Origin of the sequence: Alcanivorax sp. REN37, assembly GCF_041102775.1 — a bacterium.
In the GTDB taxonomy this organism is placed as follows: Bacteria; Pseudomonadota; Gammaproteobacteria; order Pseudomonadales; family Alcanivoracaceae; genus Isoalcanivorax; species Isoalcanivorax beigongshangi.
The window spans coordinates 154,850-171,566 of record NZ_JBGCUO010000002.1 but is presented as its reverse complement, the minus strand read 5'-3'; the positions used below and the strand labels follow the sequence as shown (position 1 = coordinate 171,566).

At 64.5% G+C, this 16,717-nt stretch carries 15 protein-coding genes; 13 read left to right on the top strand and 2 right to left on the bottom strand.

All coding sequences use genetic code 11. The features are described 5' to 3' along the window. Positions 1-192 precede the first annotated feature (192 nt). A complete protein-coding gene (locus tag AB5I84_RS12475) occupies positions 193-2,739 on the top strand; it encodes a penicillin-binding protein 1A (protein ID WP_369456238.1) in 2,547 nt (848 codons plus the stop codon). Between the two features lie 201 nt (positions 2,740-2,940). On the opposite strand, the gene AB5I84_RS12470 is transcribed toward AB5I84_RS12475, so the two are convergent. Both AB5I84_RS12470 and rpmE read right to left on the bottom strand, forming a co-directional pair. Next, the gene (locus AB5I84_RS12470) at positions 2,941-4,221 is read right to left on the bottom strand and encodes a malic enzyme-like NAD(P)-binding protein (RefSeq protein ID WP_369456237.1); all 1,281 of its coding nucleotides are present in this window, start codon (positions 4,219-4,221) and stop codon (positions 2,941-2,943) included. Between the two features lie 142 nt (positions 4,222-4,363). Beyond that, positions 4,364-4,585 (bottom strand): 50S ribosomal protein L31, encoded by a 222-nt coding sequence (gene rpmE / locus AB5I84_RS12465; RefSeq protein WP_369456236.1) that lies wholly within the window; start codon positions 4,583-4,585, stop codon positions 4,364-4,366. A gap of 200 nt (positions 4,586-4,785) precedes the next feature. On the opposite strand from rpmE, the gene AB5I84_RS12460 reads away from it, so the two are divergent. The 12 genes from AB5I84_RS12460 to tatB all read left to right on the top strand — a co-directional run. Next, positions 4,786-6,990, top strand: coding sequence for a primosomal protein N' (locus AB5I84_RS12460; RefSeq protein ID WP_369456235.1), 2,205 nt, complete (start codon positions 4,786-4,788; stop codon positions 6,988-6,990). Between the two features lie 73 nt (positions 6,991-7,063). Continuing rightward, entirely contained in the window at positions 7,064-8,815 is a 1,752-nt protein-coding gene (gene argS / locus AB5I84_RS12455) for an arginine--tRNA ligase (RefSeq protein ID WP_369456234.1), read from the top strand. Next, positions 8,815-9,483, top strand: a complete 669-nt coding sequence (locus AB5I84_RS12450) for an SPOR domain-containing protein (protein WP_369456233.1) — start codon at positions 8,815-8,817, stop codon at positions 9,481-9,483. The genes argS and AB5I84_RS12450 overlap by 1 nt, the downstream gene beginning before the upstream one ends. Before the next feature lie 116 nt (positions 9,484-9,599). After that, on the top strand, positions 9,600-10,139 hold the full coding sequence (hslV, locus tag AB5I84_RS12445; protein ID WP_369456232.1) for an ATP-dependent protease subunit HslV: 540 nt from the start codon (positions 9,600-9,602) through the stop codon (positions 10,137-10,139). A 5-nt stretch (positions 10,140-10,144) separates the two neighbouring features. Then, entirely contained in the window at positions 10,145-11,473 is a 1,329-nt protein-coding gene (hslU, locus tag AB5I84_RS12440; protein WP_369456231.1) for an ATP-dependent protease ATPase subunit HslU, read from the top strand. A gap of 95 nt (positions 11,474-11,568) precedes the next feature. After that, positions 11,569-12,297, top strand: a complete 729-nt coding sequence (locus AB5I84_RS12435) for a DUF8198 family protein (protein WP_369456230.1) — start codon at positions 11,569-11,571, stop codon at positions 12,295-12,297. After that, positions 12,290-13,039 carry a bifunctional demethylmenaquinone methyltransferase/2-methoxy-6-polyprenyl-1,4-benzoquinol methylase UbiE gene (gene ubiE / locus AB5I84_RS12430; protein WP_369456229.1) on the top strand — a complete coding sequence of 250 codons (750 nt, stop codon included), beginning with the start codon at positions 12,290-12,292 and terminating at the stop codon, positions 13,037-13,039. The genes AB5I84_RS12435 and ubiE overlap by 8 nt, the downstream gene beginning before the upstream one ends. Before the next feature lie 2 nt (positions 13,040-13,041). Continuing rightward, positions 13,042-13,686 (top strand): ubiquinone biosynthesis accessory factor UbiJ, encoded by a 645-nt coding sequence (locus AB5I84_RS12425; RefSeq protein ID WP_369456228.1) that lies wholly within the window; start codon positions 13,042-13,044, stop codon positions 13,684-13,686. Next, the gene (locus AB5I84_RS12420; RefSeq protein ID WP_369456227.1) at positions 13,683-15,284 is read left to right on the top strand and encodes an AarF/UbiB family protein; all 1,602 of its coding nucleotides are present in this window, start codon (positions 13,683-13,685) and stop codon (positions 15,282-15,284) included. Before AB5I84_RS12425 ends, AB5I84_RS12420 begins: the two co-directional genes overlap by 4 nt. Before the next feature lie 43 nt (positions 15,285-15,327). Beyond that, complete coding sequence (locus AB5I84_RS12415; RefSeq protein WP_369456226.1) at positions 15,328-15,663, top strand: phosphoribosyl-ATP diphosphatase; 336 nt, start codon at positions 15,328-15,330, stop codon at positions 15,661-15,663. 423 nt (positions 15,664-16,086) lie between these two features. Further along, on the top strand, positions 16,087-16,308 hold the full coding sequence (gene tatA, locus AB5I84_RS12410; RefSeq protein WP_369456225.1) for a twin-arginine translocase TatA/TatE family subunit: 222 nt from the start codon (positions 16,087-16,089) through the stop codon (positions 16,306-16,308). Between the two features lie 3 nt (positions 16,309-16,311). Continuing rightward, positions 16,312-16,717 (top strand): Sec-independent protein translocase protein TatB (tatB, locus tag AB5I84_RS12405; RefSeq protein ID WP_369456224.1); only part of this gene is annotated, 406 nt, incomplete at its 3' end.

The window sequence follows — 16,717 nt, the reverse complement described above, 5'->3', positions numbered from 1 at the left end:
TGATGGTGATTGTAATGATATTCCCCGACCTTCAAGAGGCGCATAGTGGCTTCATTGGCGGCCACTTTAGGCGGCAGTAATAACAGATGTCCTGTTGGATCACAACCGCATCCCCCCGGTATGATGACCCGCTTCACGGGAATTTAATCCCAGTCATCATCTAAGCATTCCATCTTAGACTCGCGAGATGTCATGAGGCTCTTAAAATTCTGGCTCCCCCTGCTCTGTGCCGCCGCTCTACTCGGCGCCAGTGCCGTGGTGATGCTGCTGTCCGCCAGCTACCTTTATCTGGGTCCGCATTTGCCGCCCGCCGACCAACTGCGGGAAGTGACCTTCCAGGTGCCGTTGCGTATTTACACCGCCGACGGTGAGCTGATGGCGGAATACGGGGAACAACGCCGCACCCCGGTGCGTTATGAGGACATCCCGCCGGCGTTCGTCAATGCACTGATCTCGGCGGAAGACGATCGCTTCTTCGAACACGGCGGCGTCGACTTCAAGGGCCTCACCCGTGCCGCCACCGAGCTGCTGCGCTACCGCCAAATCCGCTCCGGCGGCTCCACCATCACCATGCAGGTAGCGCGCAACTTCTTCCTCAGTGCCGATCAGACTTTCCTGCGCAAATTCAACGAGATCATGCTGGCGCTGCAAATCGAAGACTTGCTCACCAAGGAAGAGATCTTCGAGCTGTACGCCAACAAGATTTTCCTCGGCCACCGCGCCTACGGCATCGAAGCTGCCGCCCAGGTCTACTACGGCCGCAGCATTGACGAGCTGACGCTGCCGGAGCTGGTGATGATCGCCGGCTTGCCGAAAGCACCGTCGGCCTTCAACCCGATTGCCAACCCGCGCCGGGCGTTGGAGCGCCGCAACTGGATTCTTGGTCGCATGCTGCGCCACGAGCGCATTACTCAGGCTGAGTTCGATGCCGCCACTGCCGCCCCCAACACCGCCAGCGTGCACTCTCCGCAGCTCGACATCGACGGCGCCTACGTCGCCGAAATGGCCCGCCAGCAACTGTTCAACGCGCTTGGCGAGCGTATCTATACCGACGGCATACGCGTGATCACCACTCTGCGCGCCGACATGCAACGCGCCGCGGTGAGCAGCCTGCAGCATGGCCTGCAAAATTATGACGAGCGCCACGGCTGGCGCGGCGCCGAAGCCAAAGTTGCCGTGGACGATCTGCCGCCGCTCGGCAGCGGCATCGCTGACGACGGACTGCCTAACGAAGCGGCAATAACCTGGGCTCGCGCTGCGCTGCGCGGTCGACCACGCATTGGCGATCTGGACGCCGCAGTGGTGGCGCAGGTCGGCGCCGAACAGGCGCAACTGGTGCTGTCCGGCGGTCGCTTGGCAGTACTCAACCTCAAACAAGCCAGCTGGGCACGGCCCTACCAGACCGCCAGCCGCGTCGGTAACGCGCCAGAGCAGCTCAACCAGCTACTTAGCGTCGGCGATGTGGTACGCCTGCGGCCGGTCAAAGACGGCGATCACAGCGTATGGCGGCTGGCGCAAGTGCCGGCCGCGCAGGGCGCGCTGGTGGGCATCGACCCGCACAGCGGCGCCATTCTGGCGCTGCAGGGCGGCTACAGCTTCTCGCTGTCGCACTACAACCGCGTCACTCAAGCCCACCGCCAGGCCGGCTCGGTGTTCAAGCCATTTGTTTATGCCGCCGGGCTGGAAACCGGCATTACCCCGGCCACCATCTTTAATGACGCACCGGTAGTGTTCCAAAGCGCCGATATGGAAAACGCCTGGCGTCCGACCGGCGCCAGCAGCCGTTTCTACGGCCCCACGCGGGTGCGCGAAGCGCTCTACCGTTCGCTGAACCTGGTCTCAGTACGGCTGCTGCAGCAAATCGGCCTCAACCAGGCTTTCGCCACGCTGCGTCAGTTCGGTCTACCCACCGAGCGTTTCGCCCGCGATCTGTCGCTGGCGCTGGGCAGCGCCACCGTAACCCCGATGGATATGGCGGTGGGCTATGCGGTGTTTGCCAATGGCGGCTATCTGGTAGAGCCGTGGTTCATCCAACGCATCGAGGACAAAGACGGCGAACTACTGTGGCAGGCGCCACAGGTGGTGCTGTGTGAGGAACAGGAGTGCGGCAGCGAACGCCATGTGATGAACTTCAGCGCCGACATTGCCCCACGTCGCGAACCCAGCTCCTCACCGATCGCCACCGACGCGCACGCCGAGCCACCGGCCCGACTCAGCGGCAGTGACAGCGGTGAAGTGTGGCGCCCGCGCACGCTGGATGGCCGCACTGCTTGGCTAATGGACTCGATGCTGCAAGACGTGGTTAATCGTGGCACCGCCGCCGGCGCCCGCAGCCTCCAGCGCCGCGATCTGGCCGGAAAAACCGGCAGCACCAACGATCACCTTGACGCTTGGTTCTCCGGCTACAGTACCGGCGGCCTAGTGGCGATTTCCTGGGTCGGCTTCGATCAACCGTCCACGCTTGGCTGGGGCGAATACGGCGGCAAAGTGGCGCTGCCGATCTGGATCGACTTTATGAGCCGCGCGCTCAAAGAGGTGCCAGAGAAACCGCTACCGCAGCCACCGGGTATCGTCTCCGCGCGCATCAACCCGGCCACCGGCCTGCGCGCCGCCCCCGGTGCCAGCGACGCGATTTTCGAATATTTCCGCGAAGAAAACCTGCCGGACGAGGACACCCGTGACCTGATCCCCGGCTACAGCGGTGATGAAGAGCAGGTGCTGCCGGAAGAACTGTTCTGATTGCTGCCCCGGCGCCCGCGCCGGGGTGTAGCACCGCAAAATCCGGCCCTACGCCGGCTTTTTCATAGATGCGGAACGCCCACCCTCGCTGCACCACCCGCGACGACGCTGGCCGTTACAGCGGCACCACTGGTTGCTGCCACCCATTTTCAGGCACAAAAAAGCCGGCCCAAGGCCGGCTTTTTTATGACCGCATGGCGATCAACCCAGCTCAGCCGGGAAGATGTCGTCCACGGTTTTCAGCGGGTAGTGCGACGGGTAACCCTTGCGGGCCACACCGGTGTCCACCGCGGTCTGCGCCACCGCCGCCGACACCACACCGAGCAGGCGCGGATCGGTGGGCTTAGGAATAATGTAGTCCGGGCCGAACTTGAGGCTGGTGCCGCCATAGGCGCGGGCCACTTCTTCCGGTACCGGCTCGTGCACCAGTGAAGCAATGGCACGCACCGCCGCAATCTTCATCTGCTCATTGATGGCGGTGGCGCGCACATCCAACGCACCACGGAAGATGTACGGGAAGCACAGCACGTTGTTCACCTGGTTCGGGTAATCCGAACGGCCGGTGGCAATGATCATGTCCTGGCGCACCGAGCGAGCCAGTTCCGGGCGGATTTCCGGGTCCGGGTTGGCCAGCGCGAAGATCACCGGGTTGGGCGCCATGCTGGCCACCATTTCCGGGGTCACGGTGTCGGGGCCAGATACGCCGATAAACACGTCAGCGCCTTCCATGGCATCCGCCAAGGTGCGTTTTTCCGTGTTCACCGCAAACGCGGCTTTGTACTGGTTCAGGTCATCGCGGCGGCTGTGAATCACGCCCTTGCGGTCCAGCATCAGTACGTTTTCGCGGCGCACGCCCATTTCGATCAGCAACTTGGCGGAGGCAACCCCAGCAGCACCGGCACCGACGCACACCACCACGATGTCTTCGATATTCTTTTTCTGCAGCTTCAGCGCGTTGTAAATACCGGCGCCGATCACGATCGCGGTACCGTGCTGATCGTCGTGGAACACCGGCACGTCGCAGGTGCTCTTCAGCACACGTTCGATTTCAAAGCACTCCGGCGCCTTGATGTCCTCAAGGTTGATGCCACCGAAGGTGCAATGGATACGGGTCACGGTGTCGATGAACGCCTGCGGGTCTTCCGCTTCCACTTCGATGTCGAACACATCGATGCCGGCGAAGCGCTTGAACAGAATGCCTTTGCCTTCCATCACCGGCTTCGACGCCAAGGCGCCCAGGTCACCCAGGCCCAGGATCGCGGAGCCATCGCTGATCACCGCCACCAGGTTGCCCTTGGAGGTGTAGCGGTACGCGAGCTCGGGCTCACGGGCAATCTCGCGGACCGGTTCGGCGACCCCCGGGCTGTATGCCAGCGTCAGGTCCGCCCCGGTGTTGGCGGGTTTGGTGATTTCCACGCTGATTTTGCCCGGACGGGGCTTGGCGTGGTAATCCAGCGCTGCCTGCTTGAACTCATCCGACATCATGCTCTCCTGGTACCCGGCCGACTGGCCGGACGACTCTCTCTGACCCAAAGTTTGAAAATTTCAAAAGCCTTAAACACAAAAAGCACCCGCCAGGGTGCTTTTTGAGCTGCAGCTAACTTTAAAAATGCTAGCGGGCGGTTCAGCTCTTCTTACGCGAGCTGATGACACCAAAGCGCTGCTTGAATTTGTCGATCTGGCCACCGGTGTCAGCCACTTTCTGGGTGCCGGTGTAGAACGGGTGGCATTTGGAGCACACGTCCACCAGGAAATCTTCCGCGCGGGTGGAGCGGGTCTCAATCACATTGCCGCAGGAGCAGGTGATGCTTACGTTCTGGTAATTCGGATGAATGTCTGATTTCATGGCTCGACTCCGTGTGTCGCTACCCGCAGCCTTGTTTTCACTGGACTTACCTGGCCAGTGAAACAGTCAGGCACCACACATATGGCTTGCGCCGGGCAAAAGGGAACGCGAATACTACCAGCTTGCGCGCGTTGCGCAAGATAGAACTGAGCTAATTTCCACCGTTTCCGGTGATCCCCCATCGATCGAGGCCTTCCTTCTTGGCGCTGCAAACCGTGATCCGGGTGGCGGTTCCCGTGCCGCTGCGTCAATTGTTCGACTATCTGCCACTGGCAGGCAGCCCCCTGCCGCGCCCGGGCACCCGCTGCGAAGTGGATTTCGGTCGCCGCCGGCTGATTGGCATTGTTTGGGAAGTAGGCGAGGCAGAACCGGGCGCACATAAACTGCGCCCGCTGCGGCAACTGCTCGACACCGATCCGGTGCTTGATGCCGACCTGATGGCCCTGTGCCAGCGCGCCGCCCAGTACTACCACCATCCGCTTGGCGAAGTGCTGCATACCGCGCTGCCGACGCTGCTGCGCCAGGGGCGCGCGGCGGAACGTCCCGGCGAGCCACTGTGGCGTTTGACCGCCCGCGGTCGCCATGCCGACCCCGCCGCCCTACAACGGGCACCGCGCCAGCAGCAGGCGCTGGCGGTACTGGCCGAACATCCGGGCGGCCTCAGCCGCGCCATGCTGGCCTCGCTCGGACTCAGCAACCCGCCCCTGAAAGCACTGGCTGAACGCGGCTGGGCGGAACTGGTACTCACCGACGTACCGCTGTCGCCACCGCTCACCGGACCAGCGGTGCTGGCGGAGCCGGCGCTGGCTGCCACCGCCGAACAGCACGCCGCCATTGATGCCTTATTAGCCGCGCGCGGCCGCTTCGCGCCGTTCCTGCTGGACGGCATCACTGGCAGCGGCAAGACCGAGGTCTACTTACAGGCCATGGCCGCCGCGCTGGAAGCGGGCGAGCAGGTCTTGGTGCTGGTGCCGGAAATCGGCCTGACGCCGCAAACCATCCGCCGCTTCCGCGCCCGTTTCAGCGTGCCGGTGACGGTACTGCACTCCGGCCTCACCGATACTGAACGTCTGGACGCTTGGTTGGCAGCCCGTGAAGGCAGCGCGCGCATTGTGCTTGGCACCCGCTCCGCCATTTTTACGCCGCTGGCTAAACCTGGACTGGTGGTGGTGGACGAAGCCCACGATGGCTCCTTTAAACAGCAGGACGGTTTCCGTTACTCCGCGCGCGATCTGGCGGTGTGGCGCGCCCAGCTGATGAACGTGCCGGTGGTGCTCGGCTCCGCCACGCCGTCACTGGAAACCCTGCACAACACCCGCAGCGGCCGCTTTGATACCTTGCGTTTGACCCAGCGCACCGGCGACGCCCGTCCGCCCCGTATTGTGCTGGAGGACTGCCGCCAGTTGGGGCCAGATCAGCCGCTTAGCCCGCGCAGCCTGGAGGCACTCGGCACCACCTTGCAACGGGGCCGCCAGGCGTTGGTGTTCATCAACCGGCGCGGCTACGCGCCTATGTTGCTGTGCCAAGATTGCGATTGGCAGTCGGAATGCCCGCGCTGCGACGCCAATATGACCTGGCACCGCAGCGACCGCAGCCTGCGCTGTCACCACTGCGACCACCAGCAACCAGTGCCCCCGCGCTGCCCGTCGTGCGGCTCCCAGCACCTGCGTGATATGGGCGCCGGCACCGAAAAGCTCGAGCAGGTGCTGCGCCAGGCGTTCCCGGACACACCTCTGTTGCGTATCGACCGCGACACCACCCGCCGCAAGGGCAGCCTCGATGCTTCCCTGGCCACTATCCAAAAAGGCGGCCCGCTGCTGCTGGTGGGGACCCAGATGCTGGCCAAAGGGCACCACTTCAGCGGTCTCGACTTGGCGGTGATGCTGGACGCCGACAGCGGCTTCCTTAGCGCCGACTTCCGTGGCCCGGAGCACGCCGCGCAATTGATCCTGCAAGTGGCGGGTCGCACCGGTCGCGGCAGCCACCCCGGCACCCTGCTGATCCAGACCCGCCAGCCTGACAACCCGCTGCTGCAACTGCTGACCGCCGGCGACTACCACCGCTTTGCCGAACACCTGCTGGTGGAGCGCCAGCAAACCGGGCTGCCGCCCTATGGTCACCTGGCGCTGGTGCGCGCGGAATCAATGGCGCCTCAGACGGCTCTGCAGCTGCTGCAAGACAGCACCACGGTGTTGCCGGCGGACGGCAGCGTGCTCTGCCTGGGACCGATCCCGGCGCCGATGGAGCGTCGCCAGGGCCGCCACCGCGCTCAATTACTGCTATTGGCGCCGGCCCGCGCCGCGCTACACGGTGCGCTGCCGGCCTTGCTCACGGCACTGCAAGAACACCCCCACAGCCGCCAATGCCGCTGGCACCTGGATGTGGACCCGGTGGACATGCTCTAAGGGGCGTTGCAGCAGTGGTCATCGTTTTCCCGTACAATCGCGCCCTCTCACAGGGACTCACACTCAGCGAGCCATGAAAGACCTGATCATTGCCTGCGTCGAAGACGCCCTGGCCACGCTGCGTCAACGCGGCGTGCTGCCGGAACAGCCCCAACCGCCGGTGCAGCTGGAACACACCCGCGATAAGAGCCACGGCGACTTCGCCACCAACATCGCCATGATGCTGGCCAAGCCCGCCGGTCTAAAGCCGCGCGACCTGGCCACCGCCATCGTCGAGGCGCTGCCGGCCCACCCGGCGATCCGCCAGGTGGACATCGCCGGGCCCGGATTTATCAACTTTTTTCAGGCCGACGATTACCTCGCCACGCGCCTGCAGCACGCACTGCAGGACGCGCACCTCGGCGTGCGTAAGGCGGACCCGGCACGCACCGTGGTGGTGGACTATTCCGGTCCCAACCTGGCCAAGGAAATGCACGTCGGTCACCTGCGTTCCACCATCATCGGCGACGCTGTGGCGCGCACGCTGGCATTCCTCGGCCACCGTGTGATCCGCCAGAACCACGTCGGCGACTGGGGCACTCAATTCGGCATGTTGCTGGCCTACCTGGAAGAACAGAACCAGGACCAAGCGGAACTGGCCGCTGAGCTGGCCGACCTGGAAGCCTTCTATCGCGCCGCCAAACTGCGGTTTGACGACAGTCCGGAGTTCGCTCAGCGCGCCCGCGAGCTGGTGGTGGCGCTGCAATCCGGCGACCCGCACTGCCTGAAGATGTGGCAGGACTTTAACCACGTCTCGCTGCGTCACTGCTTTGATGTCTACCAACGACTCGGCGTCAGCCTCACCCCGCAGGACGTGCGCGGCGAAAGCGCCTACAACCCGGAGCTGCCGAAAGTGGTGGCAGCGCTGGATGACGCCGGCCTGCTGCAAGACAGCGACGGCGCCCGCTGCGTGTTCCTCGACGACTTCAAGAACAAAGAAGGCGAACCGCTACCGGTGATCGTGCAGAAGGCTGATGGCGGCTACCTGTACGCCACCAGCGATCTGGCTGCGCTGCGCTACCGTGCTGGCACTCTCGGCGCCGACCGTATTCTTTACTTCGTCGACCAACGCCAAGCACTGCACTTCCAACAAGTATTCGAAGTGGCGCGTAAAGCTGGTTTTGTCGGCGCTGACACCGACCTCGGCCACATGGGCTTTGGCACCATGAACGGCGCCGACGGTAAGCCGTTCAAGACCCGCACCGGCGGCACCGTGAAGCTGGTGGATCTGCTCACTGAAGCAGAAGATCGGGCACTGGCGCTGGTGCGCGACAAGAACCCGGAGCTGGACTCCGAAGAGCTGCTGCACATCGGCCATGTGGTGGGCATCAGCGCGGTGAAGTACGCCGACCTGTCCAAGCACCGCAGCAGTGACTACATCTTCAATTTCGAGCAGATGCTGAGCTTCGAAGGCAATACCGCGCCCTACCTGCTGTATGCCTATACCCGCGTCGCCAGCCTGTTCCGCCGCGCCGGCCTGCGCCCGGAGCAACTGCCGGATACCCCGCCGCAGCTGTCCGCCGAGCAAGAGCTGACGCTGGCCAACCTACTGGTGCGGTTCGAGGAAGTACTGCAACAGGTGGCCGATAAAGGTACGCCGCATGTGCTGTGCAGCTACCTTTATGATCTGGCCGGGGCGTTCTCGTCGTTCTATGAGAATTGCCCAGTCCTGGCCGGTGATGATGCCGCGCTGCGCACCAGCCGCCTGCAACTGGCGGCACTCACCGCACGCACGTTGCACACCGGTCTCGACTTGCTCGGCATTCCGACCTTGGAGCGCATGTAATGGCCAAAAAACCCGCCGCCCCCCGTCGCGGCGCCAGCCGCAAGCCCGCTGCCCGTCGCCCCCAGCGCCGCGGCGTGCCCGGCTGGGTGTGGCTGGTGGCCGGCCTCGCCGCCGGCTTGTTCATTGCCTTCCTGTTCGGGCTCGGCAACCTGCGCAAGGAGCAGGTGGTCAACGCACCGCTGCCGCCAGCCGGTCAGCAGCGCCCGGCCACCGCGCCACCGCCGGCAACCACCCAGCCTGCCAAACCGGCGGACAAACCCGCGGAACAGGCGCCACGCTTCGACTTCTATGCGGTGCTGCCGCAGATGGAAGTGATCGTGCCGAAGGAAGAACCGGCGATTCCGGCGCGGCCGACCGCCCCCGCTGCCGGCACCAATAACACCGCCAACAACCGCACCTCCACGCCGGCGGGCAATGCTGCTTCCAATGAGCAGTTCCAGCTGCAGGCCGGCTCGTTCCGCCGCAGCCAGGATGCCGACCGCCGCCGCGCGGAACTGGCGATGCAGGGCTTCGAGGCGCGCGTACAGCCGGTGGCGCTGGATTCCGGTGACACCTGGTACCGGGTCATGATTGGCCCGTTCAACAACGTCAACGCCATGCACAGCGCCCAGGACAAACTGGTCGGCGTCGGCATCGAAACGCTGCCGATCCGCGTGCGCGGCGGCTGATCCCGAGGCCGGCACCGTTCGGTGCCGGCCGATTGTTTTTGCCGCCGCGCCTTGAGTTCGCGGCAGCACCCCCCATATTCCTTCGCCATCCATCAGTCACGGCGCAAGGAGCCTCCATGGAACAGTATCGCGGCACCACCATTGTCTCGGTTCGACGCGGCAACAGTGTGGTGATCGGTGGCGATGGCCAGGTCAGCCTGGGCAATACCATCATGAAGGGCAACGCACGCAAGGTGCGCCGCCTGCACAACGGCAAGGTGATTGCCGGTTTCGCCGGCGGCACCGCCGACGCCTTCACCCTGTTCGAGCGCTTCGAAGCCAAACTCGACCAACACCAAGGCCACTTAGTGCGCGCCGCCGTGGCGCTGGCTAAGGACTGGCGCACCGATCGCGCCCTGCGCCGCTTGGAAGCGCTGCTGGCGGTGGCGGACAAAGAAGCCTCGCTGATCATCACCGGCAACGGCGACGTGATTGAACCGGAACATGATCTGATCGCGATCGGCTCCGGCGGCCCCTTCGCCCAGTCCGCCGCGCTGGCGCTGCTGGAGAACACCGAGCTGCCACCGCGCGAGATCGTTGAGAAGAGTCTCACCATCGCCGGCAACATCTGCATCTACACCAACCTGAATCATTCCTTTGAAGAGCTGAGCTGGTAACCGATATGGCCGCCCTGACGCCCCGCGACATCGTCGCCGAATTGAACAAGCACATCGTTGGCCAACATTCTGCCAAGCGCGCGGTGGCGCTGGCGCTGCGTACCCGCTGGCGCCGCATGCAACTGCCGCCGGAACTGCGCCGCGAAGTGTCACCGAAAAACATCCTCATGATCGGCCCCACCGGGGTCGGCAAGACCGAAATCGCCCGCCGCCTGGCCCGTCTGGCCGACGCGCCGTTCCTGAAAGTGGAAGCGACCAAGTTCACCGAAGTCGGCTATGTCGGCCGCGATGTAGAGTCGATCATCCGCGACCTGATGGAAACGGCGATCAAGCTGCTGCGTGAAAAAGAGATCCAGAAGCAGTCCCACCGCGCCGAGGACGCCGCCGAGGAACGCATCCTCGATGCGCTGCTGCCACCGGCCCGGGGCAGCGACAACAACCTCGACAGCAGCACCCGCCAAGTGTTTCGCAAGAAACTGCGCGAGGGCGAGCTGGACGACCGCGACATCGAAATCGACGTGGCGGCACCGGCGATGGGCATGGACATCATGGCACCGCCGGGCATGGAAGAAATGACCAGCCAACTGCAGCAGATGTTTTCGCGCATGGGCGGCGGTCGCCAGAACACCCGCAAGATGAAGGTGGCGGAAGCGCGCCGGCTGGTGCGCGACGAAGAAGCGGCCAAGCTGATTAACGACGAAGAACTGAAAGTGCGCGCGGTGGAGCTGGTGGAAAACCACGGCATCGTGTTCATCGACGAAATCGACAAGGTGGCCCGTCGGGGTGAGACCAGCGGCACCGATGTCAGCCGCGAGGGCGTACAACGCGACTTGTTGCCGCTGATTGAAGGTTGCACCGTCAACACCAAGTACGGCATGGTGCACACCGACCACATCCTGTTCATCGCCTCCGGCGCCTTCCACCTCAGCAAGCCCTCGGATCTAATCCCGGAACTGCAGGGCCGTTTGCCGCTGCGGGTAGAGCTGGAAGCGCTATCGGTGGCGGACTTCGAGTGCATCCTCACCGAGCCCAATGCCTCGCTCACCGAGCAATACCGAGCGCTGCTGGACACCGAAGGGCTGAAGATCGAGTTCACCCCGGCCTGCATTAAACGCATTGCCGAGGTGGCCTGGCAGGTCAATGAACGGGTCGAGAACATCGGCGCCCGGCGCCTGCACACGGTGCTGGAAAAGCTGCTGGAAGAGATCAGCTTCGATGCCGACAGCCTCGCCACCCAGTACCACGACCAGCCGCTGGTGCTGGACGCGGAAGCGGTGGATCGTTACCTCGGCGAGCTGGCCGGCGACGAAGACCTGAGCCGCTACATCCTCTGATCCTCACCACTGCTGACCGGGCCGACGCGCCCGGTCAGCAGTGCGTGGTGACCGTGTGCCACCGCAGTTGGCCTGCTATCATCGCCGCACTTTCGATGACGGGGCTCACCATGCCACCCGCCGGCCAGCGCCTGCACCACACCCTTGCCCGCTTTGACGCCCTGCGCCAGCACCAGGACGCAGGGTTTCGCGCTCGCCTGGCACAGCTGCAACAGCACCAACGCCAACGGCTGCTGCGCAGTCACGCTGACCTGTTTCAAGGCCCGGCGCTGGCCGCCGCTGCCAACTTCCTGCTGCACGATGTCTACGGCGGCCGCGACCTGAAACCGGTGGCGCAGGACATCCGCCGGGCGCTGCCGAAAGCGCTGCGCCTGCTGCCAGAAAGGGTGATGGCCACCAGTGCCGACGTGCTCGACACCGCAGTGCTGACCCAGGAACTGGATGAAGCGTTGCTCGATGCCCTCGGCGACGACCCGCTCGACGATGCCCATTACGCTGCGGCCTACCGCCGTCTCGACCAACGCGCCCAGCGACTGCAACAGTTTCAACTGCTGGCCAGCGCCGGTCTCGCCACCGGCCGGCTGGTGCACAGCCGGGTGGTGCGCACCACCTTCCGCTGGGTCGAGCGACCGGCCCGCAATGCCGGCCTGGCGGCGCTGTACGAGTTTCTGCAACAGGCCTTTGCGGCCCTGGCACCGGTGCCCGATGTGGCGGCATTGGTGACCACCCTCACCGCCCGCGAACGGGTTATCATGCAACGCTTGCTTGACGCCGACCCGCATCCGTTCGGGCCGGTCTTGCTCACGGAGACGTGCCATGGCTGATGAAAAAACCACCCACTTCGGCTACCAACAGGTGGCTTGGCAGGACAAGGCCAGCCGCGTCGCCGGCGTGTTCCGCTCGGTGGCGCCCAAATACGATCTCATGAACGACCTGATGTCGATGGGCATCCACCGCGCCTGGAAACGGCTGACGCTGGAGCTGTCCGGGGTGCGTCCCGGCCATAAAGTGCTCGACCTGGCCGGCGGCACCGGCGACCTGGCGATCAAGTTCTCGCGCATGGTCGGCGACCAAGGCGCCGTGGTGCTGGCGGACATCAACGACGCCATGCTGTCCGTGGGCCGCGACCGTTTGTTCGATGCCGGCTGCGCCCACAATACCGAGGTGGTGCAGGTGAACGCCGAATGCTTGCCGTTCGCTGACAACACCTTCAACACCATCACCATCGCCTTCGGGCTGCGCAACGTCACCGACAAGGACAAGGCGCTGGCGTCGATGCTGCGGGTGCTGAAACCGGGTGGCCGCCTGCTGGTGCTGGAGTTCTCCAAACCGGTGCACCGGCCGCTGGAAAAACTCTACGACCTGTACTCGTTCGCGGTGCTGCCACGCATTGGCAAACTGGTGGCCGGCGATGCCGAGAGCTACCAGTACCTGGCCGAATCGATCCGCATGCACCCCGACCAACCGACCCTGAAAGGGATGATGGAACAGGCCGGCTTCATGCGCTGCGACTACTTCAACATGACCGGCGGCATCGTTGCGCTGCACCGCGGATTCAAGGCCTGAACATGGATGACACACCGGTACCCGGGCTGCTCGAAACCACCCTGGTGGCATCACTGGAGCGCGCGCTGAACACCGCGCTGCGCGCTGATCCGGCGACGCTGATGCAACTTGGCGAAGACAGCGGCCACCTGTTGGAGATCCGCCTGCGGTTCCCGGCCCGTTCGCTGTTCGTGCTGATCGTCGAGGACGGCGTCGAGTGCTATTTGGGTGCCGTCACCGAACCGGATGTGCGGGTGGAGGGCCACGCCCTGGATCTGGCCGCCCAATTGCTCGGCTGGCGCAGTGCGCCGTCGGTGATCGGTGGGCCGGTCCGCATCGAAGGCAACCGCGAACTGCTGCAACGCCTCACCGCACTGGCGCAGCAGCTGGACGTGGACTGGGGCGCATTGCTGGCGCCGGTGATCGGTCCAGAGCTGGCCGCCCAGCTCGACCACGGCGCGCGCCAACTGTTCAGCTGGGCCCGCGACGGCCTGCGCCGGCTGGCTCGCCAAGGCGCTGACTACCTGCGCTTTGAAAGCGGTCTGGTACCGAGCCGCCATGAACTGCGCGAGTTCGGCCACGAAGTGGTGGAACTGCAAATGGCCACCGAACGGCTGGAAGCGCGTTTAGCGCGGCTGACTGACCGGCCGGAGGGCAACGCACAGTGATTCCCGTTCGTCGTTCGCTCTATGTGTTGCACGTGCTGTGCTATTACCGCGTGCTGTCGCTGCTGCCACCGCACCCGGCCCGCACCCTGCTGGTGGTCCTGCAATGGCTGATGCCGAGCAGCTGGTTCGGTCCACGCCTGGATGAAGGTGAGCGCCTGCGCGCAGCGCTGGAAGCATTGGGGCCGATCTTCATCAAGTTCGGTCAGCTGCTGGCCACCCGCCGCGACCTGCTGCCGCCGGAATGGACCCTCACTCTGGCCCGGCTGCAGGACCAAGTGGCGCCGTTCCCCGCCGACGCCGCCCGCGCCCGCATTGAAGCGGAGCTGGGGCAGCCGATCGAACAGGTGTTCGCCCGTTTTGATGCCGAGCCGATGGCATCAGCGTCCATTGCCCAAGTACACAGCGCCGCGCTGCCGGATGGCACCGAGGTGGTGATCAAAATCCGCCGACCGGGGCTGGAACGCACCGTGCGCCAAGACCTGGCCGTGATGGCGTTCGGCGCCCGCTGGCTGGAGCGGCTGTGGGACGATGCCCGCTATCTGCGTCCGCAGCGGGTGGTGGAGGACTACCGCCACATCATTCTCGCCGAGCTGGACCTGTCGTCGGAAGCGCACAACAGCGAAACCATGCGCCGCCACTTCCTGTTCAGCCCGCTGCTGTTCATCCCGCCAATCCACATGCAATACACCACCCCGCGCATGCTGGTGATGGACCGCATCAACGGCATCCCGGTGAATGACATTGAGCGCATCCGCGCCGCCGGCATCGACCCGCGTGCTCTGGCCGAACGTGGCGTGGAAATCTTCTTCGCGCAGGTGTTCCGCCACAATTTCTTCCACGCCGACATGCACCCCGGCAACATTTTCGTCAATCCGGAGCACCCCCACTCGCCGCAGTACATGGCGGTGGACTGTGCCATTGCCGGCCGTCTCGGCCGCGATGACCTGCATCTGCTCGGCCGCATGGTGCTGGCAGTAATGCGCAAGGACTACGCCGGCTTGGTGGATGTGATCGTGCGCGCCGGCTGGAGCACCGGCCCGGTGGACCGCCACCACTTCGAAATGGCGGTGCGCGGCATCCTCGAACCGTTGGTGTCGCAACCGCTGGACCAGCTGGAGTTCGGTCCGCTGGTGATGCGCCTGTTCGATACCGCCCGCAGCTTCCATATTGAAGCGCCGGTGCAGTACATCTTGCTGATGAAAACCATCGTCCATATTGAAGGCTTGGGCCGCAGCATCTACCCGGCGTTGGATATTTGGAGCACCGGCCGGCCATTGCTGGAAGCCTGGCTCATGGAGGAATACGGCCCTGCTGCGACGCTGCGCAAGCTGCAGGACCGGGCGCCGGAATGGGCTGCCCGACTGCCGGACATGCCGGATCTGCTGCGCGATGCGTTGGAAAACCTGCGCACTCTGCCGGCCCAGCAACGCGAACAGGAAGCCCGCTTGGCCACCGCCCAACTGCGTCACCGCCGCAAAGTGGTAGGTGGCGTGGCCGCCGTAGCCCTGCTGGCGGTGCCGCTCGCCACCAGCGGCGCCGCCAGCGTCATCGCAGCCATCGCCGGCGGCCTGTTGCTGGCCTGGGCGCTGCGGCGCTGAGCGTGACTCTGCTAGACTGCGCGCACTGACCGAGGAGCTCCCGATGAGCGATGTCTTGATGCAATTGGCCGCGGTGCTGGAGCAGCGCAAGCAGGCCGCCCCTGAGTCCTCTTATGTGGCTGCGCTGTACCACAAAGGGCTGAACAAGATTCTTGAAAAGGTCGGCGAGGAAGCGGTGGAAACCATTCTCGCTGCCCGCGATGCCGAAGCCGGCGGAGACCTGCAAGCGCTGGTCTCCGAGACCGCCGACCTCTGGTTCCACAGCCTGGTGATGCTGGCCCAGCTCAACAGCGGCCCAGAGCCGGTGCTGACCGAGTTGCAGCGCCGCTTCGGTCTGTCCGGACTCGACGAAAAAGCGGCGCGCGGCAACGACCGCTGAACTCGAACTTAAAGGTGTAGCATGCTTACCGGCCCCTCGCTGCCGCAACTGCTGATGATTGCCGCGCCAGTGCTGATCGTGATTGGCCTGCTGGCATTCGGTGTACTACTGTTCCGCTGGGCGATGAAACGCTAAGCGCAACTTCGCCAGCGCACTGACGAACAACAACAGAAACCGCCTGTCGAGACCTGGTCGAACGCAGCTGTTGGCCAGGTCGGCACCGGAAAGATGGACAGCATCCCCCCGTCGCGCGGAACATGGTGCGGCGCGGGCGAGCTGCCGGCGCCGCCGGTTTCATTGTCCAGTCATGCAAGTGCCGCTCAATGGGTGGTTTCACCGACAAGCGCCAATTGATTACAACCGTGTCCCGATCGAACCACTGTTACGTTGGTCACCGGGCGCACCTCCACCAGGAGACACACCATGCTTTCCAGCATCTCCATGCCCCAGCTTCTGATCATTCTTGCCATCATCGTGTTGCTGTTCGGCACCAAGAAATTGCGCGGCCTCGGCAAGGACATGGGCGGCGCCGTGAAAGGCTTCAAAGACGCCATGCGCGACGGTGAAGACGAACAGTCACGCAAACTGGACGCCGCCAACCGCGTTGAACAGACCCAGAATTCCCGGGAGCAGGACAAGGTCTGAGGCATGTTTGATATCGGACTGTCCGAACTGGCGCTGGTGTTCGTAGTCGCGCTGGTGGTACTCGGCCCTGAGCGCCTGCCGAAAGCGGCACGTAGCCTCGGGCAGTGGATGGGCCGCGCACGCGCGGCCTTCAACCACATCAAGGCGGAACTGGACCGCGAGGTGCTGAACCGCGAGATGGAGGAGAAATTCCGCCAGCGCGCCGCTGCCTTGCAGGAAGACCAGGAAAAGTTTGCCGACGAGCTGCGTCAGAGCGTGCTTGGCGACAGCCGCCATGTGAACCCGGCGCGCCCGGTTGAAGGCGCTGCTCCGGCTGCTCCGGCTGCTCCGGCTGCTCCGGCTGCTCCGGCTGCTCCGGCTGCTCCGGCTGCTCCGGCTGCTCCGGCTGCTCCGGCTGCTCCGGCTGCTC

Coding starts and splice junctions, on each gene's coding strand:
- AB5I84_RS12475 (WP_369456238.1), top strand. CDS start 193: ATGAGGCTCTTAAAATTCTGGCTCCCCCTGCTCTGTGCCGCCGCTCTA.
- AB5I84_RS12470 (WP_369456237.1), bottom strand. CDS start 4,221: ATGTCGGATGAGTTCAAGCAGGCAGCGCTGGATTACCACGCCAAGCCC.
- rpmE (WP_369456236.1), bottom strand. CDS start 4,585: ATGAAATCAGACATTCATCCGAATTACCAGAACGTAAGCATCACCTGC.
- argS (WP_369456234.1), top strand. CDS start 7,064: ATGAAAGACCTGATCATTGCCTGCGTCGAAGACGCCCTGGCCACGCTG.
- AB5I84_RS12450 (WP_369456233.1), top strand. CDS start 8,815: ATGGCCAAAAAACCCGCCGCCCCCCGTCGCGGCGCCAGCCGCAAGCCC.
- hslV (WP_369456232.1), top strand. CDS start 9,600: ATGGAACAGTATCGCGGCACCACCATTGTCTCGGTTCGACGCGGCAAC.
- hslU (WP_369456231.1), top strand. CDS start 10,145: ATGGCCGCCCTGACGCCCCGCGACATCGTCGCCGAATTGAACAAGCAC.
- AB5I84_RS12435 (WP_369456230.1), top strand. CDS start 11,569: ATGACGGGGCTCACCATGCCACCCGCCGGCCAGCGCCTGCACCACACC.
- ubiE (WP_369456229.1), top strand. CDS start 12,290: ATGGCTGATGAAAAAACCACCCACTTCGGCTACCAACAGGTGGCTTGG.
- AB5I84_RS12425 (WP_369456228.1), top strand. CDS start 13,042: ATGGATGACACACCGGTACCCGGGCTGCTCGAAACCACCCTGGTGGCA.
- AB5I84_RS12415 (WP_369456226.1), top strand. CDS start 15,328: ATGAGCGATGTCTTGATGCAATTGGCCGCGGTGCTGGAGCAGCGCAAG.
- tatA (WP_369456225.1), top strand. CDS start 16,087: ATGCTTTCCAGCATCTCCATGCCCCAGCTTCTGATCATTCTTGCCATC.